Source organism: Limnobaculum allomyrinae, from assembly GCF_016649425.1.
In the GTDB taxonomy this organism is placed as follows: domain Bacteria; phylum Pseudomonadota; class Gammaproteobacteria; order Enterobacterales; family Enterobacteriaceae; genus Limnobaculum; species Limnobaculum allomyrinae.
Genome location: NZ_JADRCR010000001.1, coordinates 1 through 21,846, shown reverse-complemented (window position 1 = coordinate 21,846; position 21,846 = coordinate 1). Strand labels below are relative to the sequence as shown.

Genomic DNA, 21,846 nt, shown 5'->3' with positions numbered 1-21,846 from the left:
GCCGGTGCGTTGAGGCCGAACGAAGAAGGAAGGGAGTCGCGTAGCGACCTGAATTCGTGTGCGAAGGCGCGGAGGTGCAGGAGGCGTTCGCCTTAACGCCTCCTGCTCGTCCACTCGCACAAATGCTCAGACAGATTCTGTTCTATTAGTGGACGAAACTTACTCTGTTCTAAATGCCCTACTTATAACGCAGTTTTCTTCAACCTCAACCGCAATATCGGATATGCCTTCCCCATACCATCCAGTTCAGAGCGCCCCGCTACCTCAAATCCACAATTAAGATAGAAACCCACTGCCTGTGGGTTTTGTTCGTTCACGTCTACTTGAGTGATATGTTTCTGAGCAATGGCATAGTTTAATAACCGTTTGCCCAATCCCTGTCCACGATAGTCAGGATCGATAAACAACATTTCAACTTTATCTTCCGCTATGCCAATAAATCCGCTGATGCGGCTCTGCATAGTTTTGGTGCAAAACAGCGTTACCATCGGAAGAAATTCATTCAATATCAGCGGGCGAAAGAACTGAATATCCTCTTCCGGTAAAAAATCATGAGTGGCTCTGACAGAGCGTTCCCATAGTTCGGTGACTTCCGGATACTCTGATGCAGTAACCGGAAATATCAGGTTATTGTTCATCGCGTCTTGCCTTTGTAATTGATTTTTTTTAGTTAAAGATGATCGGGTATATCAAATAATTAAGATTTTATGGTTAATAAATAATCCCCTTATTTATTAACCATCTACTATTATTATTTCTTTACACAATCAGTTGTAAGCATGTTCAGAAACGTATCCTGAATATATTTCGGTACCACTTCACTGGCTAAACCATAGTGTTTTTCTGTAAAGCTACTGCCAACCTGACTCTCTTCCAGATTCAGCTCTACAGTATGGGCACCATATAAACGGGCACTGCGTACAAACCCGGCGGCAGGATAAACGTGCCCCGACGTGCCAATGGCAATAAAGTAATCTGCTTCTGCAATAGCCTGATTGATTTTATCCATTTCAAACGGCATTTCACCAAACCAGACAATATGCGGACGCATCGGTTGCGGAGGCTGGCAACAGTCACAGCGGTCGTTAACTGACAAATCCCCTTTCCACTCGCTAACTTTGCCCGACTTAGTACAACGAACTTTCATTAACTCACCGTGCATATGGATAATTCGCATATTACCGGCACGTTCATGTAAGTTATCGACGTTTTGCGTAATCAGCAGAAAATTATTACCTAATGAGTCTTCCAATTTAGCCAGTGCTTTATGCGCTTCATTGGGTTGAATTTCAGGATTGAGCAATTGGCGGCGGCGGGCGTTATAGAATGTCTGAACCAATTCAGGATTGGCTTCAAAACCTTCCGGAGTTGCGACATCTTCAATGCGATGCTCTTCCCATAATCCATCTGATGCCCGGAAAGTACGGATTCCGGATTCAGCAGAAATACCGGCACCGGTTAATACCACTACCGATGGATTTTGGCTGGCTTTCACCTCTTCACAGGCTGAACACAATACGCTGTGATAATAACGCATACGATGGCGCTGATGTCGTATATGTTTCACTCTCGAACGAAACAAACGGCGATGAACTCGCATTGCTACAAACTCCTTTTATTACCCGGATTTAATCCAATAAATTTAAAAACGCGGCACCACGAACACCGCCAGAATCGCCCCAGCGAGCTTTTTCGATGCGAGGTACTGTTGCCACGCTTAATAAGTGTGGCTTAATTCGCTCTGGTAACAAAGGATACATCTCATCAAAGTTGGATAATCCACCGCCAATCACCACCAGATGTGGATCGAGAACGGTAAAAATATTGGCCAGACAAACCGCCAATAAATCTAAGAAACGCTCAACGTGTTCAACCGCCTTCGCCTCTCCAGCACGATAGTGCTGAATAATTTGCTGAGCTGATAATGCCTTCCCAAAAAAATGCTGGTACACCCATTCAAAACCCCGACCAGAAATATAGTTCTCAATACAACCTGCATGCCCACAGCCGCAGGCTACCCGAGGTATATCTCTGCCAAGTACTTCCAGCGCATCAACCGGCAATCTTAAATGGCCAAATTCACCGGCAATATAGTGGCGACCGCTAAAGGTTTTTCCATTAATAACAATACCACCACCAACGCCGGTACCCAGAATAATCCCTAATACGCTGGCATATTGACGGAACTCACCATCCCAGGCTTCTGACAGGGCAAAACAGTTGGCATCATTGTCTATTCGTACCGGACGTTGAATTAAAGTGGCTAAATCCGTAGCCAATGGTTTACCCATTGCGGCGGGAACATTTGCAGTAAATAACTTTCCTGTTTCCCCATCGGGCATACCGGGAATACCAATACCTACTTTGCCCTGGCATCCTAATTGACTATCTGCCTCGAGAACCAACTCTGATAATACCTTCAATAAGGCCGGATAATCATCACGAGGAGTGGGAACCCGTTTTTGAATCAGACGATGATGTTGTTCATCAAAAGCACCGAACTCTATTTTGGTACCGCCCATATCAAAACCGTAGTACATATTCCTTCCCTTATCGCTTCTCAGGTAATAATAGCGGTTACTGTCCGCTCAGTACGCGTGCAGGATCAATGCGGCTTGCGCGTCGGGCTGGATACCAGCTGGCTATCAGACTCAGAATAATCGAAGTGACCAGTACGCTAATCACATCAAGCCAATGCAATTCAGATGGCAAGAAATCAATAAAATAGACGCCACCCGATAAGAAATGGTGCCCAATCATGTTTTCTATCATCTTTATAATATTAGTGAGCTGCATGGATACGATCACACCGACTACTACACCACTAATACTCCCAATCAAGCCCGCCATTAAACCGTACCAGATAAACACCGAACGAATCAGCCGGTCTTTCGCACCCAGGGTTCGCAACACAGCAATATCTGAGCTTTTATCTTTTACTGCCATCACCAGCGTTGAAACAATATTGAAGCAGGCAACACCAATTACCAGAATCATCGCCAGATACATAATGCTGCGAACCAGTTGAATATCGCGGTACATATAACCATAGGTCGAAATCCAACTGCGGTAATAGGCATATTTACCCGTCGCTTCTACCGCACGCTTAGAGACCACATTGGCAGTAAAAACATCATTCGCTTTAAACGCAATGCCTGTAACACTATTTCCCATCTCCAGATATTGCTGAGCATCACTTAAAGGCACCATTCCAAAGCTGTGATCGAGCATTCCACTCAGTTGTAAAATGCCCGCAATATGCAGTCGAATGCGCTGCGGCTGACCAATTTTCATCTCACCGCTTGGGTCACTGCTTGGGATCATTACTGTCACCCAATCCCCTTGCTTTACATTTAGCTCATCAGCAATGCCTTTACCTAAAATCAGCTGTTGCTCACCGGCTTTAAACGCTTTCCAGGCGTTATTCTGCACAAATTGCGGCAAAGCACTGAGCTTTTCTTCCTGATCCGGTTCAACACCACGAACCTGAATCGCACGCAATTGAGTCCCGCTTTCCACCAGACCAGTAAATGAAATAAAAGGCGCTGCCGCAGCTACACCGTCCGTCTGCTCAACCTTTTTTAATGCAGCAGGCCAGTCATTAAATGGCTGATCAACAGCCTCAATTTCACCATGAGGAACTACCGCCAGAATGCGATTTTTCAGCTCACGTTCAAAACCGTTCATGGCGCTCAAGCCAATAATCAATACCGCTACACCCAACGCAATACCAATAGTCGAAATGATGGATATCAGTGATACCATCCCACTACGGCGTCGCCCACGGCTAAAACGAAGTGCGATCTTTAACGATAAAGGCGCCGCAGACATTACTCAGCCTCCAGCATCATTGACTGCTGACTCAGGTGGCCGTCACGCATTTCAAGCTGACGATCGAGGCGACGAGCCAGTTTCAAGTCATGAGTGACTACCAGAAACGCCGTGCCCTGCTGGCGATTCAGGTTTCCTAACAGTTCAAAAATACTGTCGGCAGTACGTTGGTCGAGATTACCTGTAGGTTCATCCGCCAGTACCAGTGCCGGATTGTTAACCAGTGCCCGGGCAATCGCCACACGTTGGCGTTCCCCACCGGAAAGCTCCGATGGACGGTGTGCCGCTCGTTTTTCCAATCCAACCGCCGCCAACATAGCTCTGGCACGATCTTCAGCTTCGGAAGGTTTCACCTGACCAATCATCAATGGCATAGCCGCATTTTCCAGAGCGGTAAAATCTGGTAACAAATGGTGAAACTGATAGATGAAACCCAGTTGTGTATTACGCAGTTCAGCTTTGGCCGTTGAACTCATAGAACTTAAAGAGCGGTCTTTAAATATCACATCACCGGAGGTTGGGGCATCCAATCCGCCCAGCAGATGCAATAGCGTACTTTTACCCGAGCCAGAGCTACCGACAATCGCCATCAGCTCACCTGGAGCCATTGAAAAGGCAACATTCTTCAACACTTCAGTTTTCAGTTTGCCTTCCTGATAGGTTTTGCAAAGGTCTACACATTGCAGTAACAAAGATTTATTCATAGCGTAATGCCTCTGCGGGTTGTACGGCGGCGGCCCGCCAGGAAGGGTAAAGCGTGGAAAGCAGCGCCAGTCCCATAGAGAACAGCGCAATAATAATCACTTGAGAATAATTGATAACTACAGGTAAACCCGCCCCGGACAAGGAACGCCCAATAAACGGCATCAGTAAATTCAAGTTACTGGCGAGAAGAACGCCCAATAATGAGCCCAATAATGCACCAATAATGCCTGCCGTTGCCCCCTGAACCATAAACACGCTCATAATATGGCGGCGTTTAAGCCCCTGAGTTTTCAGGATAGCGACTTCCCCCTGCTTCTCCATCACCAGCAGGCTAAGGGAGGTAACAATATTAAAAGCGGCTACGGCGATAATCAGGCCAATCAGCAACCCCATCATGTTTTTTTCCATCCGAACTGCCTGAAACAGCTCCCCTTTGCGCTCCCGCCAGTCTTTCATCACCAGCCCTTCGGGCAATGGCTGTTGGCTAAGAGAAACCACATCCAGTGGTTTTTGCATATACAAACGCCAACCGCTGATATTACCCACCGCATAACGCATTAAGCGGGAAGCATCCTGCTGATTCACCAGCAATTCGCTGGCATCTACTTCGCTACCGGCAGCAAAAGTACCAATAACGGTAAACAAACGTTGGCTGGGAATGCGCCCCATTGGTGTAAATTGACTGGCGCCGGTTACCATGACTCTGATTTGATCGCCGAGCTTTATGCCCAACTGCTCTGCCAGCTTCTCACCGAGAATCGCCCGATAGCTACCTGGCTCTAACTGCGAAACGTGGGCACCATATACGGCTCCTGCCAGCGGGTCATTGTCTTCTTTATTGATACCCAACATCACGCCAACGGAGAGGCCTTTGGCGCTTTGTAAAATGACATCACCAGTGGTTAACGGAACAATGCGTGTTATGCCCGGCAAGGATGATAGTTGGGCAACCGGATACTCCTGAGGATTGATATTCCCCTGCTTAGTGGTGACCAGAGCCTGTGGCATCAGCCCCAAAATATTTTTTTCCAGTTCCTGTTCGAAACCATTCATTACCGATAACACAGTAATCAATGCCATCACACCGAGGGTAATACCGATGGTGGACAACCACGATACAAACTGGCTAAACCGGTCTGTCGCTCTTCCACGCATGTAGCGCAGACCTATAAATAACGCAACGGGTTGATACATTAAGATCTATTTACTCTTTTTATGGACGCTTACCTTTAAAATTTTCCCGGTAAGTCAGTCAGCCAGTAATAAAAATCATCGTATTAGGACGAAACGCTTTCATTGCATTATCGCTCAGGGATAATAAAGGCTGATGGCACTTTATGGAACCTTTAAGCGCTTATCTGCCGATATTTCTTTCGGGCACATTTTATCATTGATATACCAATGGAAAAATCCCCGTTACCCGAACCTTTACACAGATTTAAATCTTATTTCACCGGACAACACCCCATAGATTAGATTAAAATAGATCTCACCATGACCTGTGCCATGAGGCACTGCGTTACATACACTCAGCCAGATTGGTATGGGATAGCGCCTTAAGCGCCCATCCCTGCAGGTTTTATAACCTGCCAGATAAAGAGATTTTATTACAGAATGTCCCTTCAACATGGTTTTACGTTACCAGAGCGCCCGGGTGATCTGCGTCAGATCGGTCGTTTATACGGTTCTTCCATTGCGGTTATCAGTGCTGAAATTATTAACCGGCATTCTGGTTCGGTTCTGTTAATTGCTGCGGATATGCAGCAGGCTCTGCGTATTAACGATGAACTACGTCAGTTTACCCGCAAACCTGTCACTGCACTGCCTGATTGGGAAACGCTGCCTTATGACAGTTTCTCTCCTCATCAGGAAATTGTCTCTTCACGTCTCTCCAGCCTGTATCAACTACCACAGATGCACGATGGCGTGATGATTCTGCCGGTAAATACCCTGATGCAGAAAGTTTGTCCTCATTCATTTTTGATGGGGCACGCACTGGTGGCGAAAAAAGGCGATCGTCTGTCGCGGGATAATCTGCGAGCACAACTTGAACAGGCTGGATACCGCTCGGTGGATCAGGTGTTGGAACACGGTGAGTTTGCTACCCGTGGCGCCCTGTTGGATCTCTTTCCTATGGGAAGTGAAGAGCCTTATCGACTGGACTTCTTTGATGATGAGATCGACAGTATCCGCCTGTTTGATGTAGACACTCAGCGCACCCTGAATGAAGTGGAGCATATTAATCTCCTTCCGGCCCATGAGTTCCCAACGGATAAAAATGCTATTGAGTTATTTCGTAGTCAGTGGCGTGAGCAATTTGAAGTACGACGTGACCCGGAACATGTTTATCAGCAAGTCTCTAAAGGTGTCTGGCCCGCCGGTATCGAATACTGGCAACCACTATTTTTTAGTCAACCTCTTCCGGCTTTGTTTAGCTATTTACCAGAGAATACCCTGCTGGTGAGTCTGGGAAATATTGAACAAGCCGCTGAACGTTTCTGGGCGGATGCTTCACAGCGTTTTGATAACCGTCGCGTTGATCCTATGCGCCCTCTTCTGTCTCCGGACAACTTGTGGTTACGCGTTGACCAACTATTTGCTGAATTAAAACAGTGGCCGCGTATTCAGCTTGACCATGAAAGCGTTAGTAAAAAAGCAGGCAGCCTGAATCTGGACTATCAGCCGCTACCGGATATTGCCGTTCAACATCAGAATAAGTCACCGTTAGATAATCTGCGTCGCTTTATTGAGTCTTTTGAAGGGCAAGTTGTGTTCTCGGTGGAGAGTGAAGGTCGCAGAGAGACATTGCAGGAACTGTTAGCGCGCATCAAGTTACGCCCTGTGTTAATAGATGAACTAACCCAGGCACAACAGCCCGGCCAATATCTGATGATTGGCGGCTGTGAACACGGTTTTCTTGATAATAACAACCAGCTTGCCGTCATATGTGAAAGCGACCTGTTAGGCGAGCGCATTATGACTCGCCGTCAGGATAATCGACGGACAATTAATACCGATACACTGGTGCGTAATCTGGCGGAACTTCGCCCGGGACAGCCGGTCGTTCATCTTGAACACGGCGTTGGCCGCTACGCGGGGCTGACCACATTAGAAGCTGGTGGTATTAAAGCTGAATATTTAATTCTGACTTATGCCGGTGAAGACAAGCTGTACGTTCCAGTCTCTTCTTTGCATCTTATCAGTCGTTATTCCGGCGGTGCCGAAGAAAATGCGCCGTTGCATAAACTGGGTGGTGAAGCCTGGAGCAAAGCGCGGCAAAAAGCGGCAGAAAAAGTACGTGATGTGGCGGCAGAACTACTGGATATTTATGCCCGTCGTGAAGCCAAGCCGGGATTCGCTTTCAAACAGGATCGTGAACAGTATCAGCAATTCTGTGAATCATTCCCTTATGAACCAACGCCAGACCAAACCAATGCCATTGGCGCCGTATTAGGCGATATGTGCCGTGCTAATGCCATGGATCGTTTGGTATGCGGTGATGTTGGCTTTGGTAAAACCGAAGTAGCAATGCGCGCCGCATTCCTTGCGGTTATGAACAATAAGCAAGTTGCTATTCTGGTACCCACTACGCTGTTAGCCCAACAGCATTATGATAACTTTCGCGATCGTTTTGCCAACTGGCCGGTACGCATTGAGGTGATGTCGCGTTTCAGAACGGCTAAAGAACAGCAGCAAATTTTAGAGGCTGCCGTCGAAGGTAAGATTGATATTCTGATTGGTACCCACAAATTACTCCAAAGCGATCTGCGCTGGAAAGATTTAGGCTTACTGATTGTCGATGAAGAGCACCGCTTTGGTGTCCGTCAGAAAGAACGCATTAAGGCAATGCGTGCCAATGTGGATATTCTGACATTAACCGCTACCCCTATTCCACGTACGTTAAATATGGCCATGAGCGGTATGCGCGATCTGTCGATTATTGCCACACCACCAGCTCGTCGTTTAGCGGTAAAAACCTTTGTCCGCGAGTATGATGACCTGATTATTCGCGAAGCTATTTTGCGGGAAGTGTTACGTGGCGGACAGGTCTATTATCTCTATAATGACGTGGCCAGCATTAATAAAGCAGCAGAACATCTGACTCAGCTAGTACCAGAAGCTCGTATTACTATCGGCCACGGCCAAATGCATGAGCGGGATCTGGAACGCGTCATGTCAGACTTCCATCATCAGCGTTTTAACGTTCTGGTGTGTACTACCATTATTGAAACCGGTATTGATATTCCCAATGCCAATACCATCATTATTGAACGTGCTGACCGTTTTGGTCTGGCGCAACTTCACCAATTACGTGGACGTGTGGGTCGTTCTCATCATCAGGCTTACGCCTATCTGCTCACACCACATCCAAAAGTTATGACTACCGATGCGGTTAAGCGTCTGGAAGCCGTGGCTTCACTGGAAGATTTAGGGGCTGGTTTTGCGTTAGCAACACACGATTTGGAGATTCGTGGTGCCGGTGAGCTATTAGGAGAAGATCAAAGTGGTCAAATCACCACTATCGGTTTCTCTCTGTACATGGAGCTTCTGGAAAGCGCAGTAGACGCACTGAAAGATGGCCGCGAACCGTCATTAGAAGATCTGACTCAAAGCCAGACCGATGTAGAACTACGAGTCCCGGCGCTGTTGCCAGATGACTATATGCCAGATGTGAACACTCGCCTGTCATTCTACAAACGTATTGCCAGCGCAATGACTGAAGACGATCTGGACGAACTAAAAATCGAACTGATTGACCGTTTTGGCCTGTTACCTGATGCGACCCGTAATCTGTTACAAACCGCAGCTATACGCCAACGCGCTAAAAAGCTGGGAATTAAGCGTATTGAAGGCAATGAAAAAGGCGGATTTATTGAATTCAGTGAACGCAACCATGTTGATCCAAGCTATCTGATTGGCCTGTTGCAGAAACAACCTCAGCGCTACCGTCTGGATGGCCCAACCAAACTGAAGTTTAATATCGATTTAACCGACAGAATAAAACGGTTGGAATTTATCACTGAATTGTTGGGAAATTTTGAACAACACCGATTGGCATCTTAGTTAACCAGTTCTGATATCGGGATAGTTTAAAGGGGAATTCAGCTGTTAACTGAATTCCCCTTTTCATTTAGTGCCTGATGAAATAATTAATGCAGCTTCAACCTTGGTCGAATAATCCGATTAATACTTCCCACCAGCACAATCAGCCCGGTCTTCACACAACCAAATAGCGCTACCTGATGCATACGGTACAGAGAAATGTAGGCCAGACGAGCCAGACGGCCTTCGATCATCATTGAGCCTTTGGTCAGGTTACCCATCAGGCTGCCAACGGTACTGTATTTCGATAACGAAACCAGTGAGCCCCGGTCAGTATAGCGGTAGCTTTTCAAGGTGCTGCCGTTAAGCAGAGCCATAATATTGTGGTAACACAGCGTTGCCATTTGATGCGCAGCCTGAGCGCGTGGAGGAACTGGCGTACCATCATCTTGCATGCAGTTAGCGCAATCACCTAACGCGAAAATAGAAGGATCGCGAGTAGTTTGTAGTGTTGGTTCAACTACCAACTGATTAATACGATTGGTTTCCAGACCTGCGATATCTTTCATAAAGTCAGGTGCTTTAATACCCGCAGCCCATACCAAGAGATCGGCTTTAATAAACTCACCGTCTTTAGTATGTAATCCATTGGCATCAGCGCTGGTTACCATGGTTTTGGTTAATACGTTTACACCTAAATTGGTCAATTCCTGATGGGCAGAAGAAGAGATGCGCACCGGCAACGCAGGTAGAATACGTTCACCCGCTTCAACCAGCGTAACGTTTAACGCTTTACTATCCAGCCCTTTGTAACCATAGCTGTGTAGCTGTTTTACTGCATTGTGCAACTCAGCTGACAGTTCAACGCCCGTCGCCCCGCCACCAACAATGGCAATATTAACCCGTTCTTCTTCATGAGGTTGTGAAGAAAACTTCAGGAACAGGTTTAGCATTTTATTATGGAAAAGTTGCGCCTGTTTCGGATTATCCAGATAGATACAGTGATCTTTCACTCCTGGCGTACCAAAATCATTAGAAACGCTGCCCAGCGCCATTACCAGAATGTCATAAGACAAATTGCGCTCAGGTACCAGCTCTTCTCCCTGCTCATTATCAATACGCGCCAGACGAATAAACTTCTCGTCACGGTTAATATCAATCAATGTTCCCAACTGGAAGCGAAAAGCGTTGTTTCTGGCATGAGCCAGATAGCTTAATGCATCGACACCATCATCCAGCGCACCGGTTGCCACTTCATGCAGTAGAGGCTTCCATAAGTGACTGTGGTTGCGATCCACCAGCGTGATTTCAGCCTTTCCTTTACGACCCAGTTTTTTACCCAGACTAGTCGCAAGCTCAAGACCACCCGCGCCGCCGCCAACAATGACAATTTTTTTAGTTTCTGTTTCCACGTTAATATCCCACTAAAAAATAAACCACGAATTCGGGTAATGGTTTTCTCTCATCGCCTTTTAAAACAACAGCTCGACTTGATTCTCATTACTACATTGGAGACAGAATATCATAACTGGGCATTTGGTCATACCAAAATTGATGTAAATCAATTTATGCCAAAATCACATAAATTCACTTCATCACTGTGAATCACAGACATAAAAAAACCGGCAGAGGAAATAGCTGCCGGTTGATTATTGGAAAGTGAAATTATCGCTGTTTAAATGCCTTTATAGCCTGTAGATGGGACGAAATTTCTTTAAACTTATGCCCCTGTTTTTCATCCCAAATCAATGGGTAATATGGGCTAAGTACTTCTGCACTACGCTGGCTATCCAGTGCTTCATCGTGACGGGAGAGGATCACCAAACAGTTATCCTGATTTTTAGTACGAAACTCAGCCACACACTTAGTGGCAATGTCCAGGTACTCTTCAGGACGGTCAATTTTTCCCGGCATATTCTCGTGAGGAAACAGATTGGGATTAAAAATAGTTTGGCGAATACCGCACAGAAACCCTATTCTTTCAGCCCAAAAACCGCCAAGCCCAACACCACAAATCAACGGTGAGCTATCATCTGATTGCTGAACAGCTTTATCTGTCTCTTTCAGTAAATATTGCATGTCATGACGCGGGTGGCGTGTGCTGTAACTGATAAAACGCACATCCGAATCAATAAATTGTAGCTGTAAGACCTTCTCATGATTCCCCGGACTGGTTGAATCAAAACCGTGTAAATAAATAATCATATTTAGCCCCACTGCCTACCGGTGTATGACGTCATTACCTTATCTTGCCCAAAAAGCGTGTTTCTGTTCAACCCTTTTATCGATTCAGCCTTGTCTTTCTTTCATTTGCTGTTTGTGTTGCTCCCAGCGTTCACTTAATTCACTCAGTTGTTTATTCGCCTGTTTCCAACGAGGTAATGCCAGTAAGTCACGACGAGTCATCTTATTTTTATGATAAAGTGACGTGATACGCTCAGCATGAATACTCATATCGGAAGGTAAACTATCCAGAACGCTTACGGCGCCTTGTCGGTTATTACAGACCAGAATCATGTCACATCCGGCATCCAGAGCAGCCTGCCCACGCTCTGCGTAACTTCCCATGATGGCAGCACCCTCCATCGACATATCATCAGAAAACACTACCCCGCTAAACCCTAATTGTTGGCGAAGAATGTTCTTTAACCAATAAGGTGAACAGCTGGCCGGGCGCGGATCAACTTCACGATAAATCACATGAGCTGGCATAACAGCATCCAACAGCCCCGCTGAAAACAGATGGCGGAATACCGCCATATCTTTATCAAACAGTTGCTGATAAGTACGGGTATCTACAGGTGTTTCTTTATGGGAATCAGCAGATACAGCACCATGCCCCGGAAAATGTTTACCGGTTGCGCGCATTCCGGCACTATTCATACCCTGAATAAACTGACTGGCTAACAACATGACCACTTCCGGATCGCTATGGAATGAGCGATCGCCGATTGCCGCACTGGTATGACCGACATCGAGTACCGGCGCAAAGCTGATATCAATATCCATCGTAGTCAGCTCCGCAGCCATTAACCAACCAGCCTCCTGAGCCATCTGTTCTGCCTGACGATCTTCCAATAGTGCAGCAAACGATTGTGGAGCAGGTAATTGAGTAAACCCTTCACGAAAACGCTGCACTCGCCCACCTTCCTGATCTACAGCCACTAACAAGCGATGATGAGACGCTTCTCTGACCTGACGAACCAATTCGGCTAATTGCTTAGGATCGTGAAAGTTACGGGCAAAAAATATTAAACCACCCACTAAAGGATGCTTTAATATCTCACGCTCTTCGGCATCAAGCTCATAGCCGGCAACATCTAACATCACTGGTCCCACATTAACCTCACTTTTAATACTTTGAATAAATAGAAATCTGAACGGGCTATATAGTTCATTATGCTTAAAACAACGCCCTGTTATAAAAACAGGCCAAATCTGCATAAAACAGATTTAGCCTTTTAGACAGATTAGCCTGATAGCCAATTAACGCATTAACGCTGAGTATTTCCCTGACCAGACCAGATAATTTCACCGGTTGAAGTCTGCAGCAGTTGAATCATAATTTCCGGCAGACTTGGGTTACCGCTGGCCGATGCATAGACCACATATTTAGCCCCTAAATAACGGGCTAAACTCACCGCCTTCGCCCGGGAAATCAAACTGTCATCCCCCTGGAGCCCTAATGCCTGACGAGCTTCATTCAGCTTATTCTCAGGTACCAGCTCAAAATGGCTGTTGGACTGCATGGCTTCTTTTAATGCATCAGTCGCGTCTACCGTCGAGATGTTACCGGAAGTATTATTTTTTACCTGATTCAGCAGCAAAATACCGTTATTGGTTTCTGCCGCAGAAGCACTAATCATCTTATTAACCAGAGGCTGCACACTGGCCATCCAATTAATTGGCGCCTCCGGTGGTGGTAATGTCGGCGGAGTTGGTGGTGGCTGATACGGCGGCTGAGCTGGTGGCGGAGGCGTTACCACTACCGGCGGCTTAGGTTGGGGCTTAGTCCCCTGACAACCTGCAAGCGCTAAAACCGCTAAACCTAACCCCAAAAGCAAAATCTTTTTCATTATCAGCTCCAGTTAACGGGATAGCATTGGCCCCAGAACTTTACCACCCAATAAATGCATATGGATGTGGTAAACCTCCTGGCCACCATGGCGATTACAGTTGACTATCAGACGATAACCATCTTCAGCAATCCCTTCCTGTTCAGCAATTTTAGACGCTACGATCATCATTCTTCCCAACGCTTGCTCATGCTCTGGCTTCACATCGTTTATTGTTGGAATCAGAATATTAGGGATAATCAGAATATGGGTTGGAGCCTGTGGAGAAATATCGCGAAATGCCGTTACCAGTTCATCCTGATAAACGATATCTGACGGAATTTCACGACGAATAATCTTACTAAAAATAGTCTCTTCAGCCATAGTTGCCTCTTATATATAAATAAGCATGAGTCAGATGCTTTCAGTATGAGTGAGATAATCCTGCTGTTTCAAGTTTTAAGATAAATGAAAAGCATCAATAATCAGCGTTAAGCCTGCAATAGCGGCGATTACAATTAAAAAATAGCGTAGATGGAATCTTGTCCCTCTGGATGCCAGTACCAGACAACCAACCAGAATAATTATGCGAAAAATTGACTCTGAATCCATGATACCTATCCATAAATAGCCAGAAAGTACTTGCGGCAACGAATTAAATATTGGCGGATTATAGCCCGAATCAACAGGGAGCACTATGATGAAGCTTCTTTAATGACAGGAAAAATCATAAAAAAAACCAGCCTCCTAAGAGGCTGGGAATAGATTGGATAGTCTACTATAACTCAAACGATTAGAAACGGCCTTGTACACCCGCGTGGATAACATAACCGTCGAAATCACCTTCAAAGCTTTGCAGATATTTCGCATCCATGTAGAACGAAGTATTCTTAGTTGCGTTAGCTGTCATACCTGCACCAGCTTGCCACCAAGTGGAATCGAAATCTGCTTGAATGTCAGTCCCGCCAACATTAACGCTAGGATCTTTACCAATCGTCGAAACAGCATCTAATGTCAGATATGGTTTAAAGAATTCGCTTTCTTTATTCACCGCCTGATCGCGGAAGAAACGGATACCCGCACGCGCTAAACCACCATTGTAATCATCACCTTTAATATCAGAAATTTCATCACTGAAGTTTTCAGACGTCAGGTATTGATAGGCGATTTGGCCTTGTGGTTCAATTTTCCAGTTTCTGGTCACACCAAACGGTTTACCACCTTCCAGAGAAACAATGGCACCATAGCTCTTCTGGTCTGCATCATAACGGCTGTTATAGCTGTTATCGTAATAGGTAAATTGAGACACTGCGTCAATATAACCGCCATTCTGGGCATAACGGGTATAGTATCCACCGATGCTGTAAGCGTTGGTAGTAATATCCCCTGTATTGATGCTTTCACCGGCAGCAGTACGACCTTTATCTTTGGCTTTAGTATGTTCCTGACCTAACGTTACCGTTAAACCACCCGTTACAGAGGTACCCGCTGAGGTTGTACTCTGATAGATATCACGACCAAACTGGGCAAACATCGTATCAACATCATAGTTAAAGCGACCAGATTTTGACTCAAGATGGCTGCCACCAAAACGGCCCCAAGTCTTATTATCAGCACCTCTGGCAAACTGTTGGCTATCACCCATACGTTCATGCAATGTACCAATAGTTTGGTAGCCATACAGCATGTTGACATAAGGCGCAGCAATGTATCCCGGAACTTCCTGACGATAAGCCTTCACTGACTGTGCCGGAGCTACCGGGCCAGTCGGAACTTCAGGAGATGCAGGGTCAACAGGAGCAATAGGGTCTACTGGATCGACAGGATCGATGACCGGCGGTGGTGCTAAATTACGTAAATACCAGTCATTAAGATCCACACCGGCTACATCACCTTCATACAGGTAGTAGTCGAAAGCGCCCATACTGACATAGTTGCCATTACCCAACGTAAATTGAGATGTACTGTTACCATCAATTTGAACAACTTTAATACCATCATCAACGGTATAAGCACCATTACCATGACCATCAACAAACAGACGGTAATTACCTTCTGCATCTCCCGTTACGTGAATTTGGTCAGAATTGGTGTTGGCACCACCTTCATTCAATTCAGTATGAATGTAAAAATCACCGTTACCTGACAAACTGTTAGTTGTTAATACACGGTTATAAGTGGTACCTGTTGGTACAGAAAATTTCACAGAACTGTTTGCCATCTACAAAGAGGTAATGGTTGAAGAATCCGTCATGTTCCAGGTACTATCCGTAGCCTGCAACTTGATGTCACCATTAGCTTTACCAGTAAATTCTGAATTGGACATAACGGTGTTTAGCGTAGCCCCGCTATCCGTATTCATATCACCGGTAATATTAGAATCTGTAAATGTTGAGCTCCAGTCACCACCCGTTACTTTAACTGCGTTACCGCTGGCAATGCTCAATTCTGAATTAATAAAACTCAGTGTTCCGTCAGTATCCGGCCCATCTAAAACAATCAGGTCTGAAGCTGAAGTGGTTAACTTGCTTCTTATGGTGCTATTTCCGATAGCAACTTCGGAACCTTCGTTGGCATAAATTGCTTCTTTAGCGGATGTAATCTCAGCACCACCACTTAAAGTCACTTTACTATCACCCGTAGCAGAAATACCGGTTCCTGCAGAATTGATTTTAGTTAAGCCTTTGATTAAAACTTCACCACCAGCCTCTCCGCCAACACCTGAGCTAAGCGCAGAATGAGTAGTAACAGTAATATTTCTGTTTAATGTAACAGAACTGCCAGCCCCCTTAGAGATAACACCAATACCCGCGCCACTGGATGGGGTGGCTGTAACTGATGTACCATCAGCACTTACTGTGGAGAAAACACCTGTTGTAATGTTTATATCACTGATATTACCGTCAAAAACAACCTTACTCCCCACTTCCGCGCTTAGACCATTTCTGGAATCAGAGTAAATTTCTTTTAAAACGTTCTGATCGTCTACCAGTGTTCCGCCGCTGTAGGCACGTAAAACATAAGCGCCTGAGCTGTTCACCGCATAAATAGTAGTATCCGGGTTAGCTGAAAGATCCAAAACACTACCATTCGCTTGTGTTGAAGTAGTATTTACATCAGCAACAGACACATTGCTATACATTACCGTTCCAGCCAGAGCTACAAAAACAGATAATGGTTTCAATTTCGCATTAACTATCAACATATCTAAATATCCCTATTGATAAATATTATCTGCACCAACTTATTTCTGTTCAAATAAATCACAGCGCAACAATATGGTTTTCACTTAACGTCATCATCTTATTAGCGGGGATTAAAGATAATCCCCAAAATATAAGAAAAGCCTTAAATCAACTAATATGAGAGTTCTAACAAATCAAATAAAGTTAAAAGTACAAAGAATACACAGGCGTCTAACCATACGCATCCGTTACTCAATTAGAATCCAAAATGACTATAATCAATATTCAAAAAAAATAAAGATAAAATTGCCATTAAATATCTTTTGGGAAAATCTAAAAAAGCACAGTCATCTCATATGAAGAGGTTATAAATTATTTCATTTATAGGAGTTAATTTACACATCAAATAAAAAATACTTTAAAATCAAACGGAAGAGACGCAATCATCAATAATAGATCATTTTTTAATGATTATTTAAAAACAAATAAATATTTTATATAAATAAAAAAACATCATTAAACCACTTGTACTACCCTCTTCCATTATCATCTGTGAAAATTAAACAGAAAATAATTAAAAAAATATCAACAAAAAACACTTAAAGTGAATAAAAAATAGACGAAATAAAGTTAATAACCAAACAAATATTTTATCATTTACTATAAAACCATATTACCAGAAAGAAACTATTACCATGCGTTAGTATAGTGATTAACTGGTGTTAATAATATTTCCAACCTCTGAAAAAACTAATATCTTAAGAAGAGTGTTTTCAATTTTATGGAAACTTAATAATAATTCTGAAGACCCCCTAAATTAACGATAAAAACTAACACAATGAAATCACCTAAAAATCAGCGTATAATCATTGTCGGATACAGAGGAGTTTAGATATGAGCCACAATCTGGCAGATCTTCCAAAAGAAGAGCGCGAAAAGGTCGATGTTGATCTACATGCATCTGGTATTGCCTATAAAGAACGCTATGGTATGCCGTTTAACTTTCGTGAAATCGAAGCATTGATTCCCGTCAATCTTCGTGAATACTTTAAACAACGAGTCGATTTCTATCGAAGTAATCCTTACCACTTGGGTAAGCTACCTTACATTGCTAATGAAAAATAGTTATCAGATGTACACCTGGCAGAACAGTACCTGTTAATCAAGATAGGTACTTTCCAATGTCATAATTCATTTACTTCATCATCGGCCGCTTTATCTATGTAACTCAATCAATCCCAAACAAAGCCCCCTGCATAATATTGATAACATTCTTACAAGACTTAACGTCATAATTGATAAAACTTAACAATATCAGATAAATGATATCTGTAATCATAACTATCCAGTTCGTCTTTTTATGTATACAGCTTAAAAAAAGAGAAGTTTTATCCATCTATTGATGTTTGTCATAATGTGACTAAAATCACACTCACAACGAGATTCTGTGATAATTATCACACTAAGATTTAAACGGAGGGTATGCTATGAAAACGATGAAATCGATGTTTTCTCGTCTTAATCAATTGGTAAATGATCTATCAAAACCAACTTTTTACTAAGACAATCTGGGGCAGCTTCTGCTGATATTCCCCTATGACAAAGCCACCATTCGGTGGCTTTGTCATTTTTGTTGCTTATCTTACAACCAGAACACAAGTATTGGCATATCTCACAATACCCGACGCATTTGAGCCCAATAAATGGGTAGTAATATTTGGCCGCCGCGAGCCAATAACAATCAAGTCAGCAGCCACTTCACTCGCCACTACGGCTATTTCATCTCTGGGTGAACCGAATGCAATCGAATAAGAAACCTGCCCCTTAGGAAGATCGATTGAGTCTACTAACTTTTTAAGGTCTTCCTCTGCTTTAACAGAAGCTTTATCTTTAAGCTCGGGATAACCTAAAGCATAAGAGTTAATGATGGCTGATGAGATTGGTAATACATGGAGTAATCTCATATTTGCATCTGATAATTTAGCCAAATATACCGCATGCTTGACCGCATTCCCTGTCAGCTCTTCTTCCAGAATATCCACCGGAACTAAAATAGATTTGTACATCATGCACTCTCCTCTATTTAGAAACTGAAAAGATCGGCTAACAACATTATATTTGATTCAACATCATTTTTTGTGAGTTGGTTAACTTAACAGCAATAACCTGTCGTTAGTGAACGATAAATCATCTTTTTTATCATCACTGCAAAGTATGAACTTTACATTAAAAGGTATGATCGATTAGCATCTTCACCGACATTGTTTATCTTAAATAACGATTATGTTATTAGTGCCGGCGTATAAGCTGGCATTTTTTTATCCAGCAGGCTGATATGACGATAACTCGTATATCTTCTTAGCGGTCTTTTATGCCAATCCAAATGACTAAAGCACTACTTTCAGGTCTAATTAGCAACCTTAACTATTAACAGCTCGATTAAATTAAAAAAAGAAAATGCTATATAGCAATCATTAGGAAAGGATAGTGGCTAAAACTAAACAGCGGGATTCAGATATTCCCAATAATTAAAGATCTGCTGCAAATGAGCAGGTAAGCTAACTTCTTTTTCAGTATCAATACAGATGAACATATACTCAGAGAATAAATAAAGTTCATTAATTACATTGAGATATTTTATTAAAAATGGGAGACGATACTCCCACTTACGGTGGCAATGTTATCACTGCATTACGACATCACTCTGCCGAGCCAATTAGCTCCATCAGGCATTTTCTCTAGCCCATTGTCAATTAGTTTAATGGCAATATCTTTGATTGTATCAATCGGTAGTGATTTTAATTTATCAGCCAACTTTGACTTATCATTATCATCTAAATTTGATTTTTCAATGAAATTATTAAAACACTGAACCGTATCCTCATGATATTTAATCGTTGAAACATTCAATATGGCATTCACTCCCCCATCATTCAGGAGAAAATCGATACCTTTATTCGTAATGCGTAATTGCCCAAGATTTATCATATAATCGTTCACACAACGGGTAATACCGCTGGTCAGAAGATTATGTTCTTCAAGATAGAGTAAATTAGCAACAAGAGTATCTTTATCACCAGCGACTGAAAGCAATGGTAACCATTCCTCTCTATGGATATTATTCGGGTATACATTCGATAGAATTTTCAATATTGTATTCTGCAGATCTCTATTGATTTTCAAAACATGCTCTCCCTTAACTTTTCCCAATAAGAATAACACTTAGCCTAATTTAATTACATAGCTTATTATTATAAATACCATAAATATATTACTGATAAACTTTTAGTATTTTCAATAGTTAAATTAAAATTTATGGATATCTATTTTAAGAAATAATTAGTAATTTAGTTGTTGAAAAAGTCGTTAAACGAATAAAAAATAGACATATAAGGTGTACATAAAAAGTCTATATACCTTCTGGCTTTTATAAATGGTTCATATTAGTAATATTATTATTTCCATTTAACCTGTTTAAATTATTTCACTTCTAATATTGTCTCACGATGTCATCCGATGTTTCACCAAACACTCAGCAATAATATTAATGTAACCATACAAACTATAGTTTTAGGTAGCCGATGACATCGTTCGCAAAAAATAAAAGTCGCTCTCATCAATCCATTCTCCTGAACTTATTGATGAGAGTCTGGCTGACATCGGTGCCATCACACTACGTAAAGGCCATCTTTCCATCGAAATAAAGTCGATGTAGACTGACATACATCAGGTGTAGCTTACAAAGAACGCTATAGATACCGTTTAGTCTACATGAAATAAAAAAACCGCATCCCTGCCCTGCATGAGTATTTCAGTGAACGGGTAGCATTTTGGGTAATCTGTACAACGGGAGGTGCTGCCATATGAACCGCAAGAATAAGATACTATGGCAATAAATACGCTCATCTTTATTGCCATCATATTGATGATAATAGTTTCTATCATTTCTAAGGTAATCACACAGTCCATAGCGAAGCCGTCAGGCATGAGTATTATTTTTAGGATACTCATCTTTTCCGCTATATCAGGACTCTTGTTCTTTATTATTATGTCTATTGTTTTAGCTGAGCTGTAACACCATTAATCTGATTTAAGAACCCACCATATGCGTTTTTTATCACCTGAATTTGACGTAGATATGAATAACGAGTCTATCGCATTAAAAATAGATGTTGAAATACTGGCTGAAAAACAAAGATCCTAAGCAAATTTTAGGACACAAGAGCCAGCATCAAACAGATATGATGATATTCGGGACAAGGATTAGATAAAAACAGCACTATACTTCGGGTTTATTCTGTACAGTTTTTTCAAACCAAAAAAGCAGCACCTAAAAAAACGGGAACCATCAGGCTCCCGTTAATATTAGTGACGCATTCAACAATTACATGCAGCCGATCACATCTTTGCCAAACTCGCTACAGGAGCGCTCTTTAGCGTCATCCATCATACGGGCGAAGTCATAAGTGACAGTTTTGTTCTTAATTGCCCCTTCCACGCCTTTGATGATTAGGTCAGCCGCTTCGGTCCAGCCCATATGACGCAGCAGTAGATTGGCAATATTGAAATAACCAATTGAATTATAAATATAAACAAACGATTTGGATGATTAAAATAGTGTCTTTAAGTGCATTTGTAACCTATTGACTTATAGAAACTATTTTTTAGTTTTGATAATGGTTTTTTTCGGAAACTGGGGGTTTACAACTAAAGATTAAGAGTCGCTGCCGGTGACCAGCTTTACCGGCGCAATGAATACCTAATGAATAAATCAGTATAGATAGAATTTGAAAAGAGCCGCGGATCATCTGCGGCTCATGTAATGCTACTTCTCTAATTCAGTCAATTATTTTTCTAAATATTCATGTGACATTTTAATCTCGGGGTAGCGTTGGCCAGGTAAAATCAGGGGTCATAGATACATCAACGGCTTTCACAGCTTTGATGTATTGCATCCACGCGATCAAGTCCGCTTTGTCTCCGTCACTAATGATGCCCAGTTGCAATTCCGTTTGCCAGAAACTGAT

20 protein-coding genes are annotated in these 21,846 nt (G+C 43.0%); 2 read left to right on the top strand and 18 right to left on the bottom strand.

The window, feature by feature from the left end; translation table 11 throughout:
* Positions 1-182 precede the first annotated feature (182 nt).
* From I2494_RS00100 to lolC, 6 genes are all read right to left on the bottom strand, one after another.
* On the bottom strand, positions 183-638 hold the full coding sequence (locus I2494_RS00100; protein ID WP_218465967.1) for a GNAT family N-acetyltransferase: 456 nt from the start codon (positions 636-638) through the stop codon (positions 183-185).
* A gap of 113 nt (positions 639-751) precedes the next feature.
* A complete protein-coding gene (cobB, locus tag I2494_RS00095) occupies positions 752-1,600 on the bottom strand; it encodes a Sir2 family NAD+-dependent deacetylase (RefSeq protein ID WP_218465968.1) in 849 nt (282 codons plus the stop codon).
* Positions 1,601-1,628: 28 nt separating this feature from the next.
* On the bottom strand, positions 1,629-2,540 hold the full coding sequence (gene nagK / locus I2494_RS00090; RefSeq protein WP_218465969.1) for an N-acetylglucosamine kinase: 912 nt from the start codon (positions 2,538-2,540) through the stop codon (positions 1,629-1,631).
* A 37-nt stretch (positions 2,541-2,577) separates the two neighbouring features.
* Positions 2,578-3,831 (bottom strand): lipoprotein-releasing ABC transporter permease subunit LolE, encoded by a 1,254-nt coding sequence (gene lolE / locus I2494_RS00085; protein ID WP_218465970.1) that lies wholly within the window; start codon positions 3,829-3,831, stop codon positions 2,578-2,580.
* The gene (gene lolD / locus I2494_RS00080) at positions 3,831-4,535 is read right to left on the bottom strand and encodes a lipoprotein-releasing ABC transporter ATP-binding protein LolD (RefSeq protein WP_130591099.1); all 705 of its coding nucleotides are present in this window, start codon (positions 4,533-4,535) and stop codon (positions 3,831-3,833) included. Before lolD ends, lolE begins: the two co-directional genes overlap by 1 nt.
* Entirely contained in the window at positions 4,528-5,730 is a 1,203-nt protein-coding gene (lolC, locus tag I2494_RS00075; RefSeq protein ID WP_218465971.1) for a lipoprotein-releasing ABC transporter permease subunit LolC, read from the bottom strand. The genes lolD and lolC overlap by 8 nt, the downstream gene beginning before the upstream one ends.
* Positions 5,731-6,150: 420 nt before the next feature.
* Between lolC and mfd the strand changes: the two genes are divergently transcribed.
* Positions 6,151-9,600: a transcription-repair coupling factor gene (gene mfd, locus I2494_RS00070; RefSeq protein WP_218465972.1), complete on the top strand. Its 3,450-nt coding sequence runs from the start codon at positions 6,151-6,153 to the stop codon at positions 9,598-9,600.
* A gap of 86 nt (positions 9,601-9,686) precedes the next feature.
* Here mfd and I2494_RS00065 read toward each other — a convergent pair whose 3' ends face one another.
* The 8 genes from I2494_RS00065 to I2494_RS00030 form a co-directional block, all read right to left on the bottom strand.
* Positions 9,687-10,991: an NAD(P)/FAD-dependent oxidoreductase gene (locus I2494_RS00065; RefSeq protein WP_218465973.1), complete on the bottom strand. Its 1,305-nt coding sequence runs from the start codon at positions 10,989-10,991 to the stop codon at positions 9,687-9,689.
* Between the two features lie 253 nt (positions 10,992-11,244).
* Entirely contained in the window at positions 11,245-11,784 is a 540-nt protein-coding gene (gene ycfP, locus I2494_RS00060) for an alpha/beta hydrolase YcfP (RefSeq protein WP_218465974.1), read from the bottom strand.
* 84 nt (positions 11,785-11,868) lie between these two features.
* Positions 11,869-12,918: a beta-N-acetylhexosaminidase gene (gene nagZ, locus I2494_RS00055; protein ID WP_218465975.1), complete on the bottom strand. Its 1,050-nt coding sequence runs from the start codon at positions 12,916-12,918 to the stop codon at positions 11,869-11,871.
* A 155-nt stretch (positions 12,919-13,073) separates the two neighbouring features.
* A complete protein-coding gene (lpoB, locus tag I2494_RS00050) occupies positions 13,074-13,655 on the bottom strand; it encodes a penicillin-binding protein activator LpoB (RefSeq protein ID WP_218465976.1) in 582 nt (193 codons plus the stop codon).
* Between the two features lie 12 nt (positions 13,656-13,667).
* Complete coding sequence (gene hinT, locus I2494_RS00045; RefSeq protein WP_218465977.1) at positions 13,668-14,018, bottom strand: purine nucleoside phosphoramidase; 351 nt, start codon at positions 14,016-14,018, stop codon at positions 13,668-13,670.
* Between the two features lie 75 nt (positions 14,019-14,093).
* Entirely contained in the window at positions 14,094-14,246 is a 153-nt protein-coding gene (locus I2494_RS00040; RefSeq protein ID WP_218465978.1) for a hypothetical protein, read from the bottom strand.
* 181 nt (positions 14,247-14,427) lie between these two features.
* On the bottom strand, positions 14,428-15,855 hold the full coding sequence (locus I2494_RS00035; RefSeq protein ID WP_228350794.1) for an autotransporter family protein: 1,428 nt from the start codon (positions 15,853-15,855) through the stop codon (positions 14,428-14,430).
* Positions 15,856-16,839 (bottom strand): hypothetical protein, encoded by a 984-nt coding sequence (locus tag I2494_RS00030; protein ID WP_218465980.1) that lies wholly within the window; start codon positions 16,837-16,839, stop codon positions 15,856-15,858. It lies immediately after the preceding gene.
* An 874-nt stretch (positions 16,840-17,713) separates the two neighbouring features.
* On the opposite strand from I2494_RS00030, the gene I2494_RS00025 reads away from it, so the two are divergent.
* Positions 17,714-17,944 (top strand): DNA polymerase III subunit theta, encoded by a 231-nt coding sequence (locus tag I2494_RS00025; protein WP_130591089.1) that lies wholly within the window; start codon positions 17,714-17,716, stop codon positions 17,942-17,944.
* A gap of 512 nt (positions 17,945-18,456) precedes the next feature.
* On the opposite strand, the gene I2494_RS00020 is transcribed toward I2494_RS00025, so the two are convergent.
* The 4 genes from I2494_RS00020 to I2494_RS00005 form a co-directional block, all read right to left on the bottom strand.
* Positions 18,457-18,885, bottom strand: a complete 429-nt coding sequence (locus I2494_RS00020) for a universal stress protein (RefSeq protein ID WP_218466044.1) — start codon at positions 18,883-18,885, stop codon at positions 18,457-18,459.
* A 625-nt stretch (positions 18,886-19,510) separates the two neighbouring features.
* The gene (locus I2494_RS00015) at positions 19,511-20,002 is read right to left on the bottom strand and encodes a hypothetical protein (RefSeq protein WP_218465981.1); all 492 of its coding nucleotides are present in this window, start codon (positions 20,000-20,002) and stop codon (positions 19,511-19,513) included.
* A 1,201-nt stretch (positions 20,003-21,203) separates the two neighbouring features.
* Complete coding sequence (locus tag I2494_RS00010; RefSeq protein WP_218466045.1) at positions 21,204-21,407, bottom strand: isocitrate/isopropylmalate family dehydrogenase; 204 nt, start codon at positions 21,405-21,407, stop codon at positions 21,204-21,206.
* Between the two features lie 286 nt (positions 21,408-21,693).
* The coding region (locus tag I2494_RS00005; protein WP_228350831.1) for a tail fiber assembly protein at positions 21,694-21,846 on the bottom strand (153 nt) is incomplete at its 5' end.